We start from the raw sequence: 20,956 nt of genomic DNA on the forward strand, positions 1-20,956 counted from the left end.
CGCTTGTCGTTGCGGCAAGAACCGCCGGACTTTCGGTGTGAGAACCCGGCCAGGGCCGGGGGTGCTTTCGCACCGAACTAGAATCGTCTGGTGACCGCAACGCCCGCTGAGAACCACGCCGACACCAATCCCCACGTCGAGACCGTCGATGTGCTGCTGATCGGCGGCGGGATCATGAGCGCGACGCTCGGCACGCTCCTCCAGGAGCTGCAGCCCGACCTCAAGATCGCCGTGTTCGAGCGGCTGAGCGACGTCGCGCTGGAGAGCTCGAATGCGTGGAACAACGCCGGCACCGGCCACGCCGCCCTGTGCGAGCTGAACTACATGCCCGAGGGCAAGGACGGATCGGTCGATCCCGCCAAGGCGATCTCGATCAACGAGCAGTTCCAGCAGAGCCGTCAGCTGTGGTCGTCGCTCGTCGAGGCCGGCGTGCTCGACGCTCCGTCGACGTTCATCAACTCCGCCCCGCACATGACCTTCGTGCGCGGCGAGAAGGACGTCGCGTACCTCAAGAAGCGCTACGAGGCCCTCAAGGACGAGCCGCTCTTCGCCGGCATCGAGTACAGCGAGGACTCCCGCGTCATCAACACGTGGGCACCGCTGCTGATGCAGAAGCGACGCAAGGGCGAGCCGTTCGCGGCGACGCGCGTGCCCGCCGGCACGGATGTCGACTTCGGCGCCCTGACCCGCCAGCTGGTCGACCGGCTCGCCGAGAACGGCGCCGACGTGCGGACCAACACCGAGGTGCGCAAACTGAAGCGCCTCTCGGACGGAACCTGGAGCGTGAAGTACCGCCGCACGATCGGCCGCACGCCGGGCGAGATCCGCGCGAAGTTCGTCTTCGTCGGCGCCGGCGGCTGGGCGCTCAAGCTGCTGCAGCGCTCCGGCATCCCCGAGATCTCCGGCTACGGCGTGTTCCCGATCGGCGGGCAGTTCCTCAAGACCTCGAACCCCGCGGTCGTGGCACAGCACAAGGCGAAGGTGTACTCGCAGGCCTCGGTCGGCGCGCCGCCGATGTCGGTGCCGCATCTCGACACGCGCGTCGTCGACGGCGAGGCCTCGCTCCTGTTCGGCCCGTTCGCGACGTTCAGCCCGAAGTTCCTGAAGACCGGCTCCTGGTTCGACATCGTGGGCCAGGTGCGCCCCGGCAACCTCGGGCCGATGCTCAAGGTCGCGTGGGACAACCCCAGCCTCATCACCTACCTCGTCGGCGAGCTGCTGAAGAACCACAAGAAGAAGGTCGACAGCCTGCGCACCTTCATGCCCACCGCGAAGGACGAGGACTGGGAGATCATCCAGGCCGGCCAGCGCGCGCAGGTCATGAAGAAGGACCCGGAGAAGGGCGGCGTGCTGCAGTTCGGCACCGAGGTCGTGACCGGCGCAGACGGCACGATCGCCGGTCTGCTCGGCGCCTCCCCGGGCGCGTCGACCGCCGTCTCGATCATGCTGGGTCTCTTGAAGACCTGCTTCCCCGACCGCATCGAGGAGTGGGAGCCGCGACTGCGCGAGCTCATCCCGAGCTACGGCGACACGCTCAACGCGCGGCCCGAGGTCGCGCGCGAGTCGCTCGGCGAGACCGCCGAAGCGCTGGCGCTCACCGCCTGATCCGCAGCGCGCCCTCCTGGGCGAGAGGGCCCGCGCGCCCCTAGGGTGGGTGCATGTCGGTGTCACGACGCGGGTGGCGTCGCTGGGGGATCGCCGCCGGGGTGTTCGCCGCGCTCGTCGTCGCGGGCGCGATCACGCTCGGCGTCGCGACGGCCGCCGCGACGCCCGCGGCGATCGGCGCGCGGGGGAGCGAACGCCCTGCTGTCCTGAATGCGATGGCGGCAGCATCCGTCGACGATTTCACGTTCGATTCGTTCCAGGCCGACTACTGGCTCGTCCGCGGCACGGGCGAGCGCAGCCGCCTGCTCACCACCGAGACGATCGTGGCGCGCTTCCCGGACTTCGACCAGAACAAGGGCATGGTGCGGGCGCTGCCGGTCGTCGACAGCGGCATCGACCTCGGCACCGTCGTCTACACCGTGACCGGGGCCGACGGCGCGGCGATCCCGTGGTGGACCGAGCGCGACGGCGACTGGATCTACGTGCTCACCGGAGACGACTCGTACGTGCGCGGTGCGCAGACCTACGTCATCACGTACGAGATGAGCGACGTCGTGCTGCGCTACGACGACACCGCGGCCGACGAGTTCTACTGGGACACCGTCGGCACCGACCATGCGCAGCCGTTCGGCGTGGTGACCGCCGACGTGCATGTGGCGACGGATGCTGCCGCCGGCCTGATCGAGGGGCGCGCGTTCTGCTACACCGGCCCCTACGGATCGACCGAGCGGTGCGCGATCGAGCGCGCGGCGGAGGCGGAGCCGCTGCCGGACGCCGTGCAGGCGTGGGCGCAGGCCGTCGGCGCGCCGGCCACGACCGCCGTGGCGTTCACCGCCGGGGACGAGGGGCTCGGCCCGAACGAGAACGTGACCGTGGCGCTCGGCTTCGAGCAGGGGACTTTCGCGGCGCCGAGCCCGCCCCCGCCGCCGCCGTACCCGTGGTGGCTGTGGATCCTCCCCGGGTTCGCGCTGCTGTCGGGCATCGGCGGTCTGGTGTTCGTGCTCGTGGTGAAAGCCGCCGCGCGTCGGAACCCCGACCGGTCACCGGTGATCGTGCAGTACACGCCGCCCGACGACGAGTCGCTGACGCTGTCGGCCGGGGTGCTCGACGTCCCCGAGCGCGCGCTGGCGGCGAACGTGGTCGATCTCGCGGTGAAGGACGCGGTCGAGATCCGGGCGACGGGCGACCGCGAGGATGCCGACGACTTCGAAGTGGTGTTGCAGGGCAGCGCCGGTCTCGACAGTGACGAGCGGCGCATCGTCGACACGCTGTTCGGCCGCAAGGCCGAACCCGGCGCTGACGTGGATCTCGGCGCGTTCGCGCGCAAGCCCCCGGCGCGCGCTGTCACCTACGTGCGGCGGATCGACGAGTTCACCGTTCAGCGCGGGTACCGCAGCAAGCTGCCGGACTGGATCACGCTGCTGCGCGGCTTCCTCCAGCTGGCCGGGCTGCCGTTGGCGATGCTGCTCATCTTCTTCGCTGACGGCGCGTTCGTGGTGCTCGACCCCCTCGGACAGTGGGGGAACGTCATCTACTTCGCCGCGCTGGGCAGCGCCTTCTTCGCGTTCATCGGTCTGCCGTTCTTCTCGCTCCCGAAGTCGGTGCTCACGGTCGCGGGCGGCATGCACAAGACCTATCTCGAGGGGATCCGCGAGTATCTGCAGCTCGCGGAGGAGGACCGGTTGCGCGCGGCGCAGTCGCCGCGGACCGCCGATCTCGTGTCGTCGGGGCGTCGTCCCTACGGGGAGGTGCCAGACGCCGCTGGCGCATCCGTCGTGAACCTCTATGAACGCCTGCTGCCGTACGCGGTGCTGTTCGGCATGGAGCGCGAGTGGGTGAACGTCATCCGCGCGGCCGGAGCAGACGAGGTCGGCTCGCAGCTTGCGCTGTTCGACGCGGTGACCTCGCACTCGCTGTCCGACGCGTCGTCGTCGATCGGACGGCTCGCGGCCACCCCGGTGTCACGGCCGGGATCGTCGTCGAGCTCGTCCTCGAGCTCGAGCTGGTCGTTCTCGGGCGGATCGTCCGGAGGCGGGTTCTCGGGTGGTGGAGGCGGCGGGGGAGGCTTCGGCGGTCGCTGATCCTCGCCCGGCGCCGGCTCAGGTGCGGCGGGCGCCGGAGCGCCACCGACTACGCTCGATCCGTGGCCAAGCTCTACTTCCGCTACGGGGCGATGAACTCCGGCAAGTCGACGTCGCTCCTGCAGGCCGCGTACAACTACGAGGAGCGAGGGCAGCACGTGCTCCTCGCCAAGCCCGCCATCGACACCAAGGGTGCCGACCAGATCGACAGCCGCCTCGGGGTCAAGCGCACGGTCGACTTCCTGGTGCGTCCCCAGGACGACATCCGCACGCTGTTCGCGGAGCACCGCGCGCGCGTCAAGGCCGAGGCGGCCGACACCCTCGTTCCGGAGTCCGAGGAGCACGAGGTCGATGTCGCGTGCCTGCTCATCGACGAGGCGCAGTTCCTGACCCGGGAGCAGGTCGACGATCTGCTCCGCATCGTCGTCTTCGATGGCGTGCCGGTGCTGGCGTACGGCATCCGCACCGACTTCCAGACCCAGGCGTTCCCGGGGTCCGCGCGGCTGCTCGAGCTCGCCCACAGCCTCGAAGAGCTGAAGACCATCTGCCGCTGCGGTCGCAAGGCGCTGTTCAACGCCCGCCTCGTCGGCGGCCGATTCGTCTTCGACGGCGACCAGGTTGCGATCGACGAGCTCACGGCAGACCGCGTCACGTACGAATCGCTGTGCGCCGAGGACTACCTCCGCGCCTCGGGCGGCCGTCTGGAGTAGGCCGGGCTCAGGCCGTCTCGGGTGCGCGTCCGCGCCGGCGGGGGAGCGGGATCAGCATCGATGTCGTCCGCTGGTACTCGCGGTAGGCCGGGTACTTCGAGGTCGAGATCGATTCGGTGAACACGGTCGACCCGATGAACAGCACCGTCAGCAGGGCGGCGCCGGCGATCGTCCAGTTCAGCCAGCTGCCGCCGTCGGCGACGAGGGCGACGGCGCCGAGCGCGTAGAACGCCCACCACTGCGCCTGCTCGAAGAAGAAGTTCGGGTGGCGGCTGTAGCCGAAGAGCCCGGTCGTGACGAAGCCGGGCTCGAGCGTGCCGCCCGCCGCCTTCTTGGCCTGGTGGAACGCCCACTGCTGCTGATCCGCCACGGTCTCACCGACCAGGAACGCGGCGAACAGCACCGCGAACGCGGCATCCCATCCGGTGAACGGCACGGGATGCTGCCACGCGATGTACGCGGGAAGCGAGATGAGGACGAGCAGCGCGCTCTGGAAGAGCACGATGAAGAAGAAGTTGAACAGCTGGAACTGCCAGCGCGTCATGCGGCCGCGCAGGATCGCCCACCGGTAGTCCTCCATGCCGGTGTAGCCGCCCTTGCGCGCGAAGTTGAAGGTGAGCCGGGCGCCCCACGCCGTGACCAGGAGCGCCATCACGACGAGGCGCGCCGCGTCGACGCCCGCGATCAGCGCGGCGGCGGCGAAGATCCAGACGTAGATCACGGGGACGATCGACCACAGCCTGTCGATCCAGGACGTCTCGTTCGTGACGAGTGAGGTGATCCAGCAGAACGCGGCAGCCACGCCCGCGACGATGAGGACGAGGAGGAGGGGGTCCATGGGGTCAGCGTAGTGGTCCGCGCGGACACACGGCGTCATGCGGGTTGTATGTGGTCCGACCACACGCTATCTTGGTCAGACCACACCGTGCCCTTCAAAGACGGAGGGCGCCGGATCCGACATCGACGAGGAGATCCGTGGCAGGCACCCCGACTCCGCCCGCGCTCGCGCCCGCACGCGCGTGGCGCGTCGTGCTCGAGAAGATCGAGACCGACCTGCTCGACGGCACCCTCAAGCCCGGTGATCGCCTCGCCCCCGAGCGCGAGCTCGCCGCCACTCTCGGTGTGGGGCGCTCCAGCGTCCGCGAGGCGCTGCGCGTCCTCGAGGTGATGGGGCTCATCCGCACCGGCACCGGGTCGGGGCCGACCTCCGGGGCCATCATCATCGCGACGCCGCAGGGCGGCATGTCGGCGCTGCTGCGGCTGCAGGTCGCCGCGCAGGGCTTCCCGTTCGACGACGTCGTCGCCACGCGGCTCGTGCTCGAATCGGCCGTCGTCGACGCGCTCGCCGCCGACCCGACGCGCTCGACGGTGCAGGCGCGCGAGGTGCTCGTCGCGATGGACGCCGACGACCTCACCGCCCCCGAGTTCCTCGCGCTCGACGCCCAGCTACATCTCGCCCTCGCCGAGGCGTCCGGCAACCTCGTCATCGCGGCGATGATGGCGGGCCTGCGCACGGCGATCGAGTCGTACGTGCAAGCGGGCGCGGCGGGCATCGCGCAATGGGATGCCGCGGCCGAACGCCTGCGCCACGAGCATCACGCGATCCTCGACGCCGTCGACGCAGGCGATCCCGCGCTCGCCCGCACCCTCGTCCACGACCACATCGTCGGCTACTACGCAGCGGCGGGTCTCGCCCGCTCGACCGCCGCACGCACGCAGATCTGACCCATCGGAGAGGTATTCATGGTCACCCGGCAGTTCCCCAACCCCAAGGAGCTCCTCGAGCTCATGCAGTTCAAGAAGCCCGAGCTCGACGGCAAGAAGCGCCGCCTCGAGTCCGCGCTCACGATCTATGACCTGCGTGACATCGCCAAGCGCCGCACCCCCAAGGCCGCCTTCGACTACACCGACGGTGCGGCCGAAGGCGAGCTCTCGCTGTCGCGGGCGCGGCAGGCGTTCGAGGACATCGAGTTCCACCCCGACGTGCTGCGCCCCGCCGAGAACGTCGACATGTCGACCGAGATCCTCGGCGGCCCGTCGGCCATGCCTTTCGGTATCGCGCCGACCGGCTTCACACGCCTCATGCAGACCGAAGGCGAGATCGCCGGCGCCGGCGCGGCCGGTGCCGCCGGCATCCCGTTCACGCTGTCGACGCTCGGCACGACGTCGATCGAGGGCGTGAAGGCCGCGAACCCCAACGGGCGCAACTGGTTCCAGCTGTACGTCATGCGCGACCGCGAGATCTCGTACGCCCTGGCCCGCCGCGCCGCCGAAGCAGGCTTCGACACGCTGCAGTTCACGGTCGACACGCCGGTCGCCGGCGCCCGCCTGCGCGACAAGCGCAACGGCTTCTCGATCCCACCGCAGCTGACGCTCGGCACCATCGTCAACGCGATCCCGCGCCCGTGGTGGTGGTACGACTTCCTCACCACGCCCAAGCTCGAGTTCGCATCGCTCTCGACGACGGGCGGCACGGTCGGCGAGCTGCTCAACTCGGCCATGGACCCGACCATCAGCTACGACGACCTCGCGATCATCCGCGAGATCTGGCCGGGCAAGATCGTGATCAAGGGCGTGCAGAACGTCGCCGACTCGAAGCGCCTCATCGACGCCGGCGTCGACGGCATCATCCTGTCGAACCACGGCGGCCGTCAGCTCGACCGCGCGCCGATCCCGTTCCGCCTGCTGCCCGAGGTCATCCGCGAGGTCGGCAAGGACGCCACGGTCATGGTCGACACCGGCATCATGAACGGCGCCGACATCGTCGCCTCGATCGCACTCGGTGCGAAGTTCACGCTCATCGGCCGCGCGTACCTGTACGGCCTGATGGCCGGCGGACGACAGGGCGTAGACCGCACCATCGCGATCCTGCGCAGCGAGATCGAGCGCACGATGAAGCTCCTCGGCGTCTCGTCCATCGCGGAGCTCGAGCCGCGACACGTCACGCAGCTGCAGCGACTCGTCCCGGTCGCGGTGTCGGCCCCCGCCGCTGAGGCGGCCGTCGCCGCGGCACCGCGCCCGCGCGCGGCTCGTGCGACGACCGCGTCGAGCCGTGCGAAGTCGGTCCCCACGCCCCCTCCGGGCGACGCCGGCGCGTCGGCCGGAGCCTCCGGGCGGGTGGGCCCCGCTGCAGCATCCCGTCCCGTGAAGGCCCCGGCGGCGAAGAGCACCGGGCCCCGCGCCAAAGCTTGACCTTCTGACGGCTGCTCGCCTGTCACGATGTGCCGCTCACCGCGGCAGGTTGTGGCAGGCGAGCAGTCTTGTCAGCGGGGATGCTGCTCACTTGTCACGACGTGCCGGCACGAGCCGCAGGTCGTGACAGGCGAGCGGATGGCGCGTCAGACGCGGACGGGGAGCGTGGGGATCAGCTGCTCGAGGTAGACCACGGTGTCTTCCCAGCCGTCGACCGCGTGGCAGCGCACGCCCATCGCGAGCACGGGGTAGTCGTTGCCGTCGGGGTCGAGGCGGTCGCCCACGAAGAGCATGTCGTCGAGGGAGATGCCGGTCTGCTCGGCGAGCTGACGCATGCCGTAGGCCTTGTCGATGCCCTGCTCGGTGATGTCGACCGAGGTCGAGCCGCCGGAGCGCACCTCGAGATCGGGCAGCAGCGCCGCGACGGCGGCGCGCAGGCTGTTCTTCTTCTCGCCGGTGGGGTCCCACGCGGTCTTCGCGGGGACGGGGGCCTTCTGGCCGAGCGCCGAGAAGGTGATCTGAGACCCGCGGTCTTCGAGGATGTCGCCCCACGTCTCGGACTCCCAGAGCCCGAGGCGGCGAGCCTCGCCCTCGACGGCGGTGAGCGCGCGGGACTTCTGATCGTCCGTGAGCGAGCGCTTGTAGACCGTGACGACCTCGTCCTCGGTGAGGCGGTAGTACTGCGTGCCGCACGTCGGGAGCAGGTGCAGACGCGCCAGAGTGTCGGCGGAGGCGTCCGGAAGGCGGTCAACGACCTGCGTCGTGAACTGCAGGAGCTGGCCGCCGGAGATGATCGCCACCTCGACGCGCTCGGCCAGCGCGATCAGCAGTTCGCCGATGCGGGGGTCGATCTGGCTCTTCGAAGGAGCGAGCGTGTCGTCGAGATCGAAGGCGACGAGGAGGGGCGGGATGCTGTGGTCCATGACGTCCGTCCTTTCATGCAAGAGGCTCCGCCTTCCGGCGGAGCCTCTCCGTGGTCGGGGTGACAGGATTTGAACCTGCGGCCTCTTCGTCCCGAACGAAGCGCGCTACCAAGCTGCGCCACACCCCGTTTTGCAACCCTCCGAGTCTAACCGATCGTCAGGGGTGCTGCTGACCACGGCCGCCTCGAGCTGACGATCGCGGCGCCGAGGCTGAGGAGAGCGATGGCGATCGCGGCGGGCCCGCGGAGGGAGGCGGCCTCCGCGCCGGTGGCTGCCAGCTCCGGCAGAGGCGCATCGGCCGGGGCGGGAGGCGCTTCGGCGACAGGAGGGGGAGTGGGCGTCGGCGCCGGTGGCGGCGGGGCGATCACGGCGACCTGCGAGGGCTCGCCGAACCGTTCGGTCCAGGCGAAGTCTGCGCCGGTGTGGGCGACGACGGAGGGGATCTGGTCGGCCGCACGCAGGCTCCACACGGCGGTGTAGTACCCCGACTTGGTCATCTCCCACGAGGAGCTGACCGTGTACGGGGCGGCCGGGCCTGTCGCGGGGTCGGTCGTGAGCTGCAGCGTGCCGACGATGGCCTCGTCACCCGGCGCCGTCGACCCGGCGACGGGCTCGGTGTCGGTGCGGTAGACGATGGCGCTCGCGGTCACCGGCAGGTAGGAGCCGTCGTCGGCGCGCGGCCACGAGCCCTCGGTCGCGGTGAAAGTGACCTCATCCACGTACGGACCGCCTGCTGCGTCGCGCGTCGTGACCTGCGTCGAGATGGCCGGCGCGAACGGAGGGATGCGCGGGGCGGCGTCGGCCCCGGACACGTCGAACTGAACATGCCCCACGGGTCCGGCCGTCTCCTGGCCACCCGGCGTCGTGAAGTGTCGCACCGCGGCGGCAAGGCCGGCGTCGAAGCGACCTGCGCCGCTCACGGTGTAGGGACGACCTTCGGCCGGCGGCGAGGTGCGGATGGCGTGCGTCGACCCCGATGCCGCGTTCTCGAGCGTCGGCGAGCCCGACTCCGCGAAGACCGCGTTCGTCAGGGTGATCGTGCCCGTCGCTGCGGCGGTCGTGTCGACTCGGAGGGTCCCGCTGCGGTGGTCGGCGGCATCCGTCGTGAACACGAGGCTTCCGCTCGCGGTGGAAGGACCCGCCGCAGCACGTATGGCTTCGTCGTAGTACGCCACGGCACGCTCCTGGACGGCGCGGTCGTGCTGCGGGGACAGCGCGGACATCGTCCAGTGGATGGCGCCGGCGAGCGAGTCCCCACGGTAGCCGAAGGCATGCAGCGTCTCTTCGCGGTTCGCGATGGCCTTGACCGCCCACGCCACCGCGGCGGCCTGGACGGGGTCGCCGGTCTGCCCGTACCTCGTCACCAGGAGATTGATGCCGGCGAGCTGCTGCGGCGAGAGACCGGCGGCCGACCCGCTCGTTCCGTGGTCGGCCGTCTGGCCGGTCGGCGCGGGCGCTCCGGGGGTGATGCAGTACGTGTGCACGCCGTCGACCAGCATCGATCCGTGCCACCCGTAGGCGGAGATGGGAGCCCACGTTCCGAATCCGCTGCCGCGCTCGGCGGCGTCGGCGCGGGACGGCGCGAGGAAAGTGATCGCGATCACGATCGCGATGACGGCGAGGAACACGGCAGGCGTGCGCCGACGGACAGGAAGTCGGATCGGCGCTGCCGCGTCGTCGGTCGCAGAGCCGCTCATTCGGCGTCTCCGCTGACGGGCACGAACGGGAGGTGCCGGCCGAATCCACGGGTTCGTTGATCGTCGCCGTGATCGGCACCGTCCGTCGTGTCGGGGACGAAAGGAGCAGACACGACCCCGATGACCAGCGCGATGAGGAGCGCGAGCAGTCGCAGTCGCACGGGCAGCCCGATGCCGTGAACCATCGTCGCGGCGACGAGCGTGTTCCGGAAGGGGGGATCAGCGGGTCGTGTGGAACGCGGAGCAGCCATGCATCGAGGATCGGCGCCTCGGGCCGGCGGCGGCGGCCGCGGGCGGCGAACTGTGGATGGCCGATCCGCGAGCGCGGTTGGGGAGGAGGCCCGGGGGACGCCGCTACGCGCGCGGAACCAGGGTGAGGAGCGAGGCCTCGGGACGACAGGCGAAGCGCACCGGAGCATAGATCGAGTGGCCGAGTCCTGCGCTCACGTTGAGCGGCACCGAGTGACCGCCGTGCTTCCACGCGCTCAGCCCGCGGGCCTGACGAAGCGGGATGTCACAGTTGGCGACGAGTGCGCCGAAGCCGGGGACGCGGACCTGGCCACCGTGCGTGTGGCCGCCGAAGATCGCGTCGGCCCCCAGATCGACGAAGTCGTCGAGCACACGGCGATAGGGGGCGTGGGTCACGCCGATCGAGAGGTCGGCGGACTGCTCGGCGCGGAGTGTGGACAGCGGCTCGGGAAGCTCCCCGAGACGGTCCCAATGACGGTGCGCGTCGCTCACGCCGAAGGCGGCGATGCGCAGACCGCCGGCATCCAACGATCCGACCTTGTTGTTGAGATCCAGCCAGCCGAGCTCGCGGGTGAGGTAATCGTCCAGCGCGTCGGTATCGAGTGGCTCGGCGGTGTGCTTCACCTTCGACGGACCCGTGAAGTATCGGAACGGGTTGCGAGGAGACGGTGCGGCGTGGTCGTTCGAGCCGTGCACGAAGACGCCAGGGACGCCGCGCAGGGGGTCGTACGCGCGGCGGAGTCCGCGGAGACCGTCGAAGTGGCCCATGTTGTCGCCGGTGTTGACGATCAGGTCGGGCTGGAGGTCCGCGAGCCCCGCGATCCATTCCTGCTTGCGGTGCTGCCAGGGCGCCATGTGCGCGTCCGACAGGTGCAGCACGCGGATGGGCGTAGCTCCTGCGGGAAGCACGGGGACCTCATGGAAGCGGACCGTGAAGAGGTAGCGCTCGATGCCGACGCCCCAGACCACGGCGCCCGCGCCGACCGCCCCCACCGTGCCGAGCACGGTGAGGGCGGTGCGCGTTGCTGAGGACGGCACTAGCCGTTGCCGCCGCCGTTGTTGCCGCCGCGGCCGCCACCCCCGCCGCAGACCGCTGCGGCGTAGTCGACGGTGATCGACGCGTTGCGGTTCACGACCGAGCCCGCGCCCGGGTTCGTCGCGCCGGCTTTGGTCTGCGCACCGAGGCTGGCATCGGCGGTACAGGTGCCGTCTCCGACGTTGCCGAAGCCCGCGCTGCGCAGCGCCTTCTTCGCATCATCGAGCGAGCGGCCCGACACGTCGGGCACGGCGATGCCCTCCCCGTTGCTCGGGTTGATCGTGACGGTGCTGCCGCCTGCGACCTTGCCGGCGCCCGGGTTCTGGGCGGCGACGACGCCCGCCGGCTGATCGGAGTCGACCGGCCCGCCGACCTCGACGGTGAAGCCCGCGTCGGTCAGGATCTTGGTCGCCTCGTCGACCGACTTGCCGACGACGTTCGGGAGGTCGGTGAGGACCTGCTTCGTCAGATCCGCATCCGGCTTCGGGAACTGGTCGCCCCCGTACGCATCGTTGGCGGCGCCCTGCACCGATCGCGTGATGTTGTAGCGGATGTCAGACAGCTTGCGGCCGTTGTGCCACGTCTTGAAGATGTCGCCGCCACCGTTGACATTGCCGGCCCACGTTGCCGTGGCGACCTTGGTGCTCGAGGTCACGAGCCACGACTGGATCGACTCGTGGGTTCCCGTCTTGCCGATGAGCGGGACACCGTCGCGCGGATTTCCGCCCGCTCCGGTGCCGCCGTTCATGACTCCCTGCAGTGCGTACGCGGCAGTGGCAGCGACGCGCGGCTCGATCACCGGGTTGCAGGCGCGCTGCGGCTTGGGAAGCTCGTTGCCGTCCGCGTCGGTCACACGGTCGATCACCTGAGGCTGGCAGTACACGCCGTTGTTGGCGACGGTTGCGTAGGCCTCCGCCATGGCAAGGGGCGACACGGGCGTGACTCCGATTACTCCGGTGAGCGTCTTCAACTCGACCGGCGCGTTGGCGAACGTATCGATGACGCCCATCTTTGTCGCGACACTGCCGATGTCGCAGAGACTGAGCTTCTCTGCCATGGCGAAGTAGCCGGTGTTGAGCGAGTCCCGTGTGAACTGCATGGGGTTGCCGACGTACCCACGCTGCTTGTTGAAGTTGTTGACGACCGTGTTCGTCGTATTGACCCAGTCGGGTCCGCAGGTCTTCATCCGCTTGAACACACGCGTTCCACCGTTCAGCGTCTCGTTGACGGAGTGGCCCTTTTCGAGCCAGTCGAGGAGCGTGAAGAGCTTGAAGGTAGAACCGGCGTTGAAGCCTGACGAGTCGCCGAACGTCCTATCGCCGGCATAGACCTGGGCCGAGTAGTTCCAGTCCTCGGCGTTCGCGGCGTCCTCGCTGAAGATCGTGTTCTGCGCCATCGCGAGAACTCGCCCGGTTGTCGCCTCGACGCTCACCGTGGCCGATCCGAAGCGGCCCGGCGAATAGTCAGGGGAGGTCGGCATGGTGGCACTGGTCGGCGCGTTCTCGGCCATCGCCTGCTCGGCCGGGCCCTGCACGCGCGGGTCGAGAGTCGTGTAGACGTTGAGCCCGCCGCGCTGGAGCGTGTCGCGGCGCGCGTCGGGGGTTTCGCCGAAGGCGGCGTCGTTGAGGATCACGTACTTGACGTACTGGCAGAAGTACGCCGCGCCGCCCGCATTGGCACAGCCGGTCTTCGGCTCGACGACGTCGGGGCTGATCGGCCACACGGCGGCCTCGACGTACTGCTCGCGTGTGATCTTGCCGTCGTCCAGCATGCGGCTCAGCACGTAGAGCTGGCGCACCTTGGTCGAGGTGTAGCCGTCCGCCGCGGCGAGCTTCTGCTCTTCGGTGATCTCACCGGACGCCACGAGGCTGTCGAGTACACCGAGCTTCGCGCCCTCGTCGATCACGCCGTCGGGGGCCTTGTTGAACGACGTGCCGTCGGAGGCGAAGATCGATCCGCCTGGCCTGTCGATGCGGTAGTTGTTCGGGTTCTGCACCATGCCGGCGAGCGTCGCCGCCTGCGCGACGGTGAGGTTCGCCGCGGTGGTGTTGAAGTAGTGGCGCGCCGCGGCCTCGATGCCGTAGGTGATGCCGCCGAAGTTCGCGATGTTCATGTACCCGAGCAGAATGTCGTTCTTCGAGTACTTCTGCTCGAGCGCGATGGCGTAGCGCATCTCCTGCAGCTTGCGGCTGTAGCCCTCGCTGCCCTCGGCCGTGGTCGCGTCGACCCAGCACTGGCGAAGCGCCTGCTCGCTGGTGAGCTTGACCTTGTCCTGGCCGGTCGCCTCGTCGAGAACGCGATTGCCGTCCTTGTCGGTCTCGTAGACCGTCTCGGCGTTCTGCTCGCACTTCTGGATCAGCACGTTCTTGACGTACTGCTGACTGACTGACGAGCCGCCCTGGGTCTCGCCCCCGCCCTGGGCGTTCGACAGAAGTGCGCGCGTCGTGCCGATGAGGTCGATGCCGCCGTGCTGGTAGTAGCGCGGGTCCTCGCTGGAGAGGAGCGCGTCGTACATGACCGGGTTGATCTGGTCGAAGTTGACCGGAGTGCGGTCCTGCTCCAGGAACTGCGTCATCAACTGCGGCTGCCCTGTGGCGGGGTCGGTGTAGTAGAAGTTGCTCGGAAGCATGAGCTTGTCGATCTCGAGGACGCTCGGGAGATTGTCGAACATCGTGATCGCGCGCTCGGCCGCGGTGCTCGTGAGCGCGACCGCGGGGGTGACGGTCGCCGCAATGAGGACACCGGCTGCGGCACTGAGGCCGACGAGCCCGGCGAGTCCGCCGAGCACACCGGTGGCCGTGCGTTTGGTATCAGGCATAGGGTTGATCGTAAGGGAGATACCTGGGCGATCCATCAAGGACGCACAGCTGACCGGGGTGTTTCCCAGCCTTCACCAGCCGTCCCTTCCCCCTACTCGAGGAGTCGCGATGACGACGTGGGAGTACCTCACCACGCCCCTTCTGATCCACAACACCGCCGCGATCCTCAACAACTGGGGCAAGCAGGGCTGGGAGCTCGTGCAGGTCGTGCAGGGCCCCGAGGGCGGTCTGGTCGCCTACTTCAAGCGCCCGTCCGGCGGCGGTCAGCAGAACGCGGGACTGGATGCTGCGGCCCAGGCCGCGAAGCAGTTCGAGGAGGCGTGAGCATGAGTGTGAGCGCCCGCCTCGCCGAGCTCGGCATCGACCTTCCCGACGTCGTGCCGCCGGTCGCCGCCTACGTGCCGGCGAAGGCGCACGGCGACCTCGTCTACACCGCCGGCCAGCTGCCGATGATCGCAGGCTCCCTGCCGGCGACGGGCAAGGTCGGCGAGGGCCACGGTCTCGTGCCCGCGTCCGACGCGAAGGGCTACGCGCGCCAGAGCGCCCTCAACGCGATCGCCGCCGCAGCGGCGGCCGTCGGCGGGGTGGACCGCCTCACCGGCGTCCTCAAGGTCACCGGATTCGTGGCATCCGTCCCCGAGTTCACCGGCCAGCCCGGCGTCATCAACGGCGCGAGCGAGCTGCTGGGCGAGGTCTTCGGCGACGCCGGCAAGCACGCCCGTTCGGCCGTCGGCGTGCCGGTGCTGCCGCTGGACGCCCCCGTCGAGGTCGAGGTCGTCTTCTCGTACGCCTGACGCTCCATCCGCTCGTTGAGCGAGCGAAGCGAGTCGAAACGCCCCTGACCTTGCGCAAGGTCAGGGGCGTTTCGACTTCGGGCGCCAGAGCGCCCTTCGCTCAACGAGCGGGGACTTCGCTACTTGACCTGCGCGGAGATCACCGACATCACGGCCGTGTCGGCGAGGGTGGTCGTATCGCCGACCTCTCGGCCCTCGGCGACGTCGCGCAGCAGGCGACGCATGATCTTGCCGGAGCGGGTCTTGGGCAGCTCGCCCACGATGTAGACGTCGCGGGGACGCGCGATCGGGCCGATCTGCTCGCCGACCCACAGGCGCAGGTTCTGCGCCAGCCCGTCGGGGGAGTGCGCGTCGAGGTACGACTGCTTGATGATGACGAACGCGACGACCGCCTGGCCGGTGGTCTCGTCGGAGGCGCCGACGACGGCCGCCTCGGCCACGGCCTCGTTTCCGACCAGGGCCGACTCGATCTCGGTGGTCGACAGGCGATGACCCGATACGTTCATGACGTCGTCGACACGCCCCAGCAGCCACACGTCGCCGTCGTCGTCGAGGCGCGCGCCGTCGCCCGCGAAGTAGTAGCCCTGCTTCTGGAACTTCTCCCAGTAGGTCTCGACGAAGCGCTCCGGGTCGCCCCAGATGCCGCGGAGCATCGACGGCCACGGGTCCGTGACGACGAGGAGCCCGCCGTTGCCGTTGCCGACGTGCGTGCCGTCCTCGTCGACGACGTCGATCGAGATGCCGGGGAGGGGAACCTGCGCCGAGCCGGGCTTGGTCTCGGTGACGCCCGGCAGCGCCGACACCATGATCGAGCCGGTCTCGGTCTGCCACCACGTGTCGACGATCGGCGCGGTCTTGCCGCCGATGATCTTGCGGTACCACATCCATGCCTCGGGGTTGATGGGCTCGCCCACCGACCCGAGGAGGCGCAGCGATGACAGGTCGAACTGCTTCGGGATCGCACGGCCGAGCTTCATGAACGAGCGGATCGCTGTCGGCGCCGTGTAGAGCACTGTGACCCCGTACTTCTGCACGATCTCCCACCAGCGGCCGGGGTGGGGGGCATCCGGCGTGCCCTCGTAGAGCACCTGCGTCGCACCGTTCGCGAGCGGGCCGTACGTGACGTAGCTGTGCCCGGTGATCCACCCGATGTCGGCGGTGCACCAGTAGACGTCGGTCTCGGGGTGGAGGTCGTGCACGACCTTGTTGGTGAACGCGGACTGCGTGAGGTAGCCGCCGGAGGTGTGGAGGATGCCCTTGGGCTTGCCGGTCGTGCCCGACGTGTAGAGGATGAACAGCGGGTTCTCGGCGGGGAAGGCCTGCGCCTCGTGCTCGGCCGAGGCCTGCGGCACGACCTCGTGCCACCAGAGGTCGCGGCCGTCGTTCCAGTCCACCTCGTTCTCGCCGCGCTTGACGACGAGCACGTGCTCGACGGACTCCTGCACCCCTGCGCCGCGGTCGGCGAGGGCGAGATCGACGGCGGGCTTCAGCGGCGAGACCTTGCCCTTCCGGTAGCCGCCGTCGGCGGTGATCACGAGTTTCGCGCCGGCATCGTCGATGCGGGAGCGCAGGCTGTCGGCCGAGAACCCGCCGAACACGACGGAGTGGATGGCGCCGATGCGTGCGACCGCGAGCATCGAGGCGACGGCCTCGGGGATCATCGGCAGGTAGATCGCCACGCGGTCCCCCTGGCCGATGCCGAGTCCCTCGAGAACGTTGGCGAGGCGCTTGACCTCGTCGGTGAGCTCGGCGTAGGTGACACGGCGCTCGTCGCCAGGCTCACCCTCCCAGAGCAGCGCCACCCGGTCGCCGTTGCCGGCCTCGACGTGACGGTCGAGGCAGTTGTAGGCGACGTTCAGCTCGCCGTCGGCGAACCACTGTGCGAACGGCGGGTTCGACCAGTCGAGCACTTCGGTGAACGGCTTGTGCCAGTGGAGGTCGCGGGCCTGGTCGGCCCAGAAGCCGAGGCGGTCCGCCTTCGCCGCTTCATACAGCTCCGCCGTCGCGATGGCGTTGTCGGCGAACTCGGGGGTGGGCGCGAAGCGCCGATCCTCGTTCAGCAGGTGATCGATCTGGCTGCTGGCTTGCGTGACAGGGGTCTGTTCGCTCATGGGAGCGCGCTCCTTTGCGGGCTGGGTCGAGGCCGAGGGGTGTCGGCGAGTCTGCCAGGAAATGTACCCACCACCGCTGGAACCGACTACCCCCGATAGTAGGTGGCCCCGCATACATCGATCCCGACCGATATATCAGTGAGAATCCTCTCCTTTTCGTTTTGTCAGGACCCCTACCTCGCCTATGCTGACCGTTGGCCGAACATCGATTCTGGCATTGCGGCTCCCGACGTCACCCCCCGAATTCGGGGCCGCGCTTGGCGGCATCCCATTCCCCCCATGGGATGCCGCCTCTCCTCCTTGGGAGCGGTCTCTCGATTCGTCGGCTCCTCCCCAACCCGTGGCGTCGCGCGGCTCTCCACGGATGACCGGTTGTGTTCGCCGGGTGGGACACCGCCTTCGTAGCGTCGGAGCATGTCCGCACCGTTCGTCGTCCGTCCCCGTTCCAGGGCTGCGGGTGCACCCGCTGCGAAGGACCGATGGGATGCTGCGGCCCGGCCCGTGTCGTCCGCCCCGACGACGTTGGTGGCCACGGCTGAGACAGCGCCACGCGCCGCGGCGCCTGCGCGTTCACCGGCTCCGCCTGGCGCCGGCGGGGCATGGGTTCCGCGGCGTGCCGGTGCGGCCGAAGTTCCGCGTGGCGAACCGGTGCACGCCTCCAGGCCCCCGCGAGCGCCGGCCGAGCGGCATCCGGTCCTCGCACCCTTCACCGCCTACCTTGACGACCCGGGGGTCACGGACCTCTTCGTCAACGGAGCGGCAGGCCTGTTCGTCGATCGCGGAGCCGGGGTGGAGCCGGCACGCGAGTGGCGCGCCACGGAAGAAGAGGTGCGCGACCTCGCCGTCGCGCTCATCGGTCTGGGCGGGAGGCATATCGACGACGCGTCGCCGTGCGTCGATGTGCGCTTGGAGGACGGCATCCGCGTGCATGCCGTGCTGCCGCCGATCGCCCCCGAGGGCACGGTCCTGTCGATCCGCGTGCCGCGCCTGGGCGTCGCGACGCTCGACGAGCTCCAGCAGACCGGGATGTTCGACGAGGCAGTCCGCGACCGCCTGCGGGAGGCGATCGCCGGGCGCACGAATCTCCTGGTCTCGGGCGCCGCCGGCGCCGGCAAGACCACGCTGCTCGCGGCGCTTCTCGCGGAGGCGCCTGCGCACGAGCGCATCGTGACGATCGAGGATGTCGCGGAGCTGCGGATCGCGCACCCGCACCATGTGCGCCTCGAGGCGCGTCAGCCCAACATCGAGGGCACCGGCGGAGTCGGACTCGCTCGTCTGGTGCGTGAGGCCCTGCGGATGCGCCCCGACCGTCTCGTGGTCGGGGAGTGCCGCGGCGACGAGGTGCGGGAGCTGCTGTCGGCGCTGAACACCGGTCATGACGGCGGAGCCGGCACCGTGCACGCGAACGGACTCCACGACGTGCCGGCACGCCTCGAGGCTCTCGGTGCGCCCGCAGGGCTCGACGACCACGCGCTCGCGCGGCAGGCAGCCAGCGCGATCGGACTCGTCGTGCACGTGGAGCGAGACACGGACGGCTCGCGGCGCATCGCCGGAGTCGGTCGCCCCGTCGTCGGCGGCGACGGGCGTCTCGCCATCGAGGAGGAGCGATGGGGAGCGCGGTGATGCAGGTGACGGGTGCGAAGGGCGCACGGGCATCCGCCCCGGCAGCGGCGTCGCCTCGAGCCCTGGTGCTGTCCCGGGTTCGCTCGTCCCCCCGACCCCCCACGTCATCAGCCGACATCGCGGAGACCGTGCTGCGGTTGGCGGTGCTGCTGCAGGCCGGGGTCGCGCCTGCCCGCGCCTGGGATTATCTCGCCCGCGCCGGCGACCCGGCGGCTCGGCACGTCGCCTCGGCGATCGACCGAGGGCTGCCGCTGCCCGAGGCGATCGCCACCGCGGGCACCGGCGCGTGGCGGGAGGTCGGCGTCGCGTGCCAGGTCGCGCTCGTCGTGGGTTCACCGCTCGCCGAGTGCCTGCGCGGACTCGCTGCCGCGCTGCGCGACGCGCAGGAGGCGGCCGACGAGGTGCGGGTCACCCTCGCCGAGCCTGCGGGCACGGCCCGGCTCATGAGCTGGCTTCCGCTCGTCGCCGTGGGGTTGGGTGCGGCGCTCGGCTTCGACACCTTCGGCACCCTGTTCGCGAACCCTCTGGGGCTGGCATGCCTCGGCGCCGGTGCGGTGCTCATCCTCGCCGCGCACCGATGGACGAAGCGGCTCGTGCGCATTGCGGCGAGCCCGGACCGCGCGCCCGGTCTCGACGCCGAGCTGATGGCGATCGCGCTGAGCGGCGGGGTGTCGATCGACCGCGCGCGGGCGGTCGTGCGGGACGCACGTCGAGTCGGAACCATGGGGGAGAGCACCGATCCGGGCGGCGAGTCCGGGACCGCCGCGGCGGACCCGGGAGGAGACGCGCCGGGCGGATCCGATGACGTCGACGCCGTGCTCGCGCTCTCGCGGACAGCAGGCGTGCCCGCCGTCGAGCTGCTGCGGGCTTCCGCCGCGCACGCCCGGCATCGCGCCCGTGTCGAGGCCCGGCTTCGTGCCGCGCGGCTCTCCTCGCGGCTGCTCATCCCACTGGGCGTGTGCACACTGCCCGCATTCCTCCTCCTCGGGGTCGCGCCCATGCTGCTCAGCGTCATGTCGACGATGTCGGTCTCGCTGTGACGGCCCCTCCTCGAGACCGCGACGCCGTGCCGCGTCTTCGCGCCCAGACCGTGCCCGCACCCACGAATCCATCGAACGGAGAACCCATATGTCCCTGTCCCGAACCGACCTCGTCGTGCCCCGCCTCACGCGTCGCCGCGCCGAACGCCTGTTCGCACCGCGCGACGTCGACCGCACGGGGGAGGACGAGACCGGCGCCGCGACCGCCGAGTACGCCATCGCGACGATGGCAGCGGTCGCCTTCGCCGGCCTGCTCGTCGTCATCATGCGGTCGGATGAGGTGCGCACCATCCTCACCGACCTCGTGCGACGCGCGCTCACGGTGGCGTGATGCGGCCGCGGCTGGGCGACGATCGCGGTGCGGTCGTCGCCGAGTTCGCGGTCGCGCTCCCCGCCGTCGCGCTCGTCCTCCTCGTCGGGGTCGGGATCCTCGCAGGCGCGTCGCGGCAGGTGCGGCTTCAGGACGCGGTGGCGGATGCCGCGCGCCTGAGCGCCCGCGGCGAGTCCGAGCAGCGCGTGCGCGACGCCGTCGCGACGACCGTGGCGGAGGCATCCGTCGACATCACCGCTCAGGGGGATCTCGTGTGCGTGGCGGCATCCGCTCCGGCGCTGTTCGGAGTGCGGGTGACGGCGGCCGGATGTGCGTTGGCAGGCGGCCTGTGAACGCGCCGCACGGCGCCCTCGCGCCGCCGGCGCGCGGGCCGGGCTGATGGCGGGGACGACGGCCGCGGTCGGGATCGTCGGTGCGGCCGCCATCCTCGCGGCGGCGCTCGCCGGTGCCGGCGCTGCGGCGGTCGCGAGTCAGCGACTGGCTTCAGCGGCCGACGCCGGTGCGCTCGCCGCGGCGGACGCGGCCTCCGGCGCGGTGCCCGGCGTCCCCTGCGAGCGTGCGGCCGAGGTCGCGGGCACTTTCGGCGGCGCCATCGAGGCCTGCGAGCTCGACGAGCTGATCGCGACGGTGACCGTGTCGATGCGCCTCGGGCCGGTCACCGCGCAGGCCTCCGCACGGGCTGGGCCGCCTCCCTGATCACGTCTCACAGCCCCTGCACCGAGAAGTGGCGTGTATGGTTTGCGTC

General features: G+C 70.2%; 19 protein-coding genes and 1 tRNA gene. 12 read left to right on the plus strand and 8 right to left on the minus strand.

Annotation, left to right across the window (positions count from 1 at the left end):
* Positions 1-90 precede the first annotated feature (90 nt).
* The 3 genes from ASF40_RS12170 (at position 91) to ASF40_RS12180 (ending at position 4,396) form a co-directional block, all read left to right on the plus strand.
* Positions 91-1,605 carry a malate:quinone oxidoreductase gene (locus ASF40_RS12170; RefSeq protein ID WP_082497026.1) on the plus strand — a complete coding sequence of 505 codons (1,515 nt, stop codon included), beginning with the start codon at positions 91-93 and terminating at the stop codon, positions 1,603-1,605.
* A 53-nt stretch (positions 1,606-1,658) separates the two neighbouring features.
* Positions 1,659-3,686 carry a DUF2207 domain-containing protein gene (locus ASF40_RS12175; RefSeq protein WP_056369365.1) on the plus strand — a complete coding sequence of 676 codons (2,028 nt, stop codon included), beginning with the start codon at positions 1,659-1,661 and terminating at the stop codon, positions 3,684-3,686.
* 62 nt (positions 3,687-3,748) lie between these two features.
* The gene (locus ASF40_RS12180; protein ID WP_056369367.1) at positions 3,749-4,396 is read left to right on the plus strand and encodes a thymidine kinase; all 648 of its coding nucleotides are present in this window, start codon (positions 3,749-3,751) and stop codon (positions 4,394-4,396) included.
* Positions 4,397-4,403: 7 nt separating this feature from the next.
* Here ASF40_RS12180 and ASF40_RS12185 read toward each other — a convergent pair whose 3' ends face one another.
* Positions 4,404-5,234 carry a DUF1295 domain-containing protein gene (locus tag ASF40_RS12185; protein WP_056369368.1) on the minus strand — a complete coding sequence of 277 codons (831 nt, stop codon included), beginning with the start codon at positions 5,232-5,234 and terminating at the stop codon, positions 4,404-4,406.
* Between the two features lie 137 nt (positions 5,235-5,371).
* Between ASF40_RS12185 and ASF40_RS12190 the strand changes: the two genes are divergently transcribed.
* Positions 5,372-6,121 (plus strand): FadR/GntR family transcriptional regulator, encoded by a 750-nt coding sequence (locus ASF40_RS12190; protein ID WP_056369370.1) that lies wholly within the window; start codon positions 5,372-5,374, stop codon positions 6,119-6,121.
* An 18-nt stretch (positions 6,122-6,139) separates the two neighbouring features.
* Positions 6,140-7,588: an alpha-hydroxy acid oxidase gene (locus tag ASF40_RS12195; RefSeq protein ID WP_056369372.1), complete on the plus strand. Its 1,449-nt coding sequence runs from the start codon at positions 6,140-6,142 to the stop codon at positions 7,586-7,588.
* A gap of 146 nt (positions 7,589-7,734) precedes the next feature.
* On the opposite strand, the gene ASF40_RS12200 is transcribed toward ASF40_RS12195, so the two are convergent.
* From ASF40_RS12200 to ASF40_RS12225, 6 genes are all read right to left on the minus strand, one after another.
* Complete coding sequence (locus ASF40_RS12200; RefSeq protein WP_056369374.1) at positions 7,735-8,511, minus strand: HAD-IIB family hydrolase; 777 nt, start codon at positions 8,509-8,511, stop codon at positions 7,735-7,737.
* A gap of 51 nt (positions 8,512-8,562) precedes the next feature.
* A tRNA-Pro gene (locus ASF40_RS12205) sits at positions 8,563-8,639 on the minus strand.
* 18 nt (positions 8,640-8,657) lie between these two features.
* Complete coding sequence (locus ASF40_RS12210) at positions 8,658-10,208, minus strand: hypothetical protein (protein WP_056369376.1); 1,551 nt, start codon at positions 10,206-10,208, stop codon at positions 8,658-8,660.
* A complete protein-coding gene (locus tag ASF40_RS12215; RefSeq protein ID WP_056369378.1) occupies positions 10,205-10,459 on the minus strand; it encodes a hypothetical protein in 255 nt (84 codons plus the stop codon). The genes ASF40_RS12210 and ASF40_RS12215 overlap by 4 nt, the downstream gene beginning before the upstream one ends.
* Before the next feature lie 103 nt (positions 10,460-10,562).
* Complete coding sequence (locus ASF40_RS12220; protein ID WP_056369380.1) at positions 10,563-11,495, minus strand: metallophosphoesterase; 933 nt, start codon at positions 11,493-11,495, stop codon at positions 10,563-10,565.
* Positions 11,495-14,311 carry a transglycosylase domain-containing protein gene (locus ASF40_RS12225; protein WP_056369382.1) on the minus strand — a complete coding sequence of 939 codons (2,817 nt, stop codon included), beginning with the start codon at positions 14,309-14,311 and terminating at the stop codon, positions 11,495-11,497. The genes ASF40_RS12220 and ASF40_RS12225 overlap by 1 nt, the downstream gene beginning before the upstream one ends.
* 109 nt (positions 14,312-14,420) lie before the next feature.
* Between ASF40_RS12225 and ASF40_RS12230 the strand changes: the two genes are divergently transcribed.
* Positions 14,421-14,636, plus strand: coding sequence for a hypothetical protein (locus tag ASF40_RS12230; protein WP_045298026.1), 216 nt, complete (start codon positions 14,421-14,423; stop codon positions 14,634-14,636).
* A gap of 2 nt (positions 14,637-14,638) precedes the next feature.
* On the plus strand, positions 14,639-15,106 hold the full coding sequence (locus ASF40_RS12235) for a RidA family protein (RefSeq protein ID WP_056369384.1): 468 nt from the start codon (positions 14,639-14,641) through the stop codon (positions 15,104-15,106).
* Between the two features lie 119 nt (positions 15,107-15,225).
* Here the strand turns inward: ASF40_RS12235 and acs are convergent, their stop codons facing one another.
* The gene (acs, locus tag ASF40_RS12240) at positions 15,226-17,217 is read right to left on the minus strand and encodes an acetate--CoA ligase (protein ID WP_056369386.1); all 1,992 of its coding nucleotides are present in this window, start codon (positions 17,215-17,217) and stop codon (positions 15,226-15,228) included.
* A gap of 648 nt (positions 17,218-17,865) precedes the next feature.
* Here acs and ASF40_RS12245 point away from each other — a divergent pair.
* The 5 genes from ASF40_RS12245 to ASF40_RS12265 all read left to right on the plus strand — a co-directional run bounded on the left by ASF40_RS12245 (position 17,866) and on the right by ASF40_RS12265 (position 20,907).
* Positions 17,866-18,840: a TadA family conjugal transfer-associated ATPase gene (locus ASF40_RS12245; protein ID WP_056369388.1), complete on the plus strand. Its 975-nt coding sequence runs from the start codon at positions 17,866-17,868 to the stop codon at positions 18,838-18,840.
* Between the two features lie 65 nt (positions 18,841-18,905).
* Complete coding sequence (locus ASF40_RS12250) at positions 18,906-19,880, plus strand: type II secretion system F family protein (RefSeq protein WP_056369933.1); 975 nt, start codon at positions 18,906-18,908, stop codon at positions 19,878-19,880.
* Between the two features lie 88 nt (positions 19,881-19,968).
* Positions 19,969-20,211, plus strand: a complete 243-nt coding sequence (locus ASF40_RS12255) for a DUF4244 domain-containing protein (RefSeq protein ID WP_056369391.1) — start codon at positions 19,969-19,971, stop codon at positions 20,209-20,211.
* The gene (locus tag ASF40_RS12260; protein WP_056369393.1) at positions 20,211-20,543 is read left to right on the plus strand and encodes a TadE family type IV pilus minor pilin; all 333 of its coding nucleotides are present in this window, start codon (positions 20,211-20,213) and stop codon (positions 20,541-20,543) included. Before ASF40_RS12255 ends, ASF40_RS12260 begins: the two co-directional genes overlap by 1 nt.
* Before the next feature lie 46 nt (positions 20,544-20,589).
* A complete protein-coding gene (locus tag ASF40_RS12265) occupies positions 20,590-20,907 on the plus strand; it encodes a hypothetical protein (protein WP_056369395.1) in 318 nt (105 codons plus the stop codon).
* Positions 20,908-20,956 lie beyond the last annotated feature (49 nt).

Origin of the sequence: Microbacterium sp. Leaf288, from assembly GCF_001422925.1 — a bacterium.
In the GTDB taxonomy this organism is placed as follows: domain Bacteria; phylum Actinomycetota; class Actinomycetes; order Actinomycetales; family Microbacteriaceae; genus Microbacterium.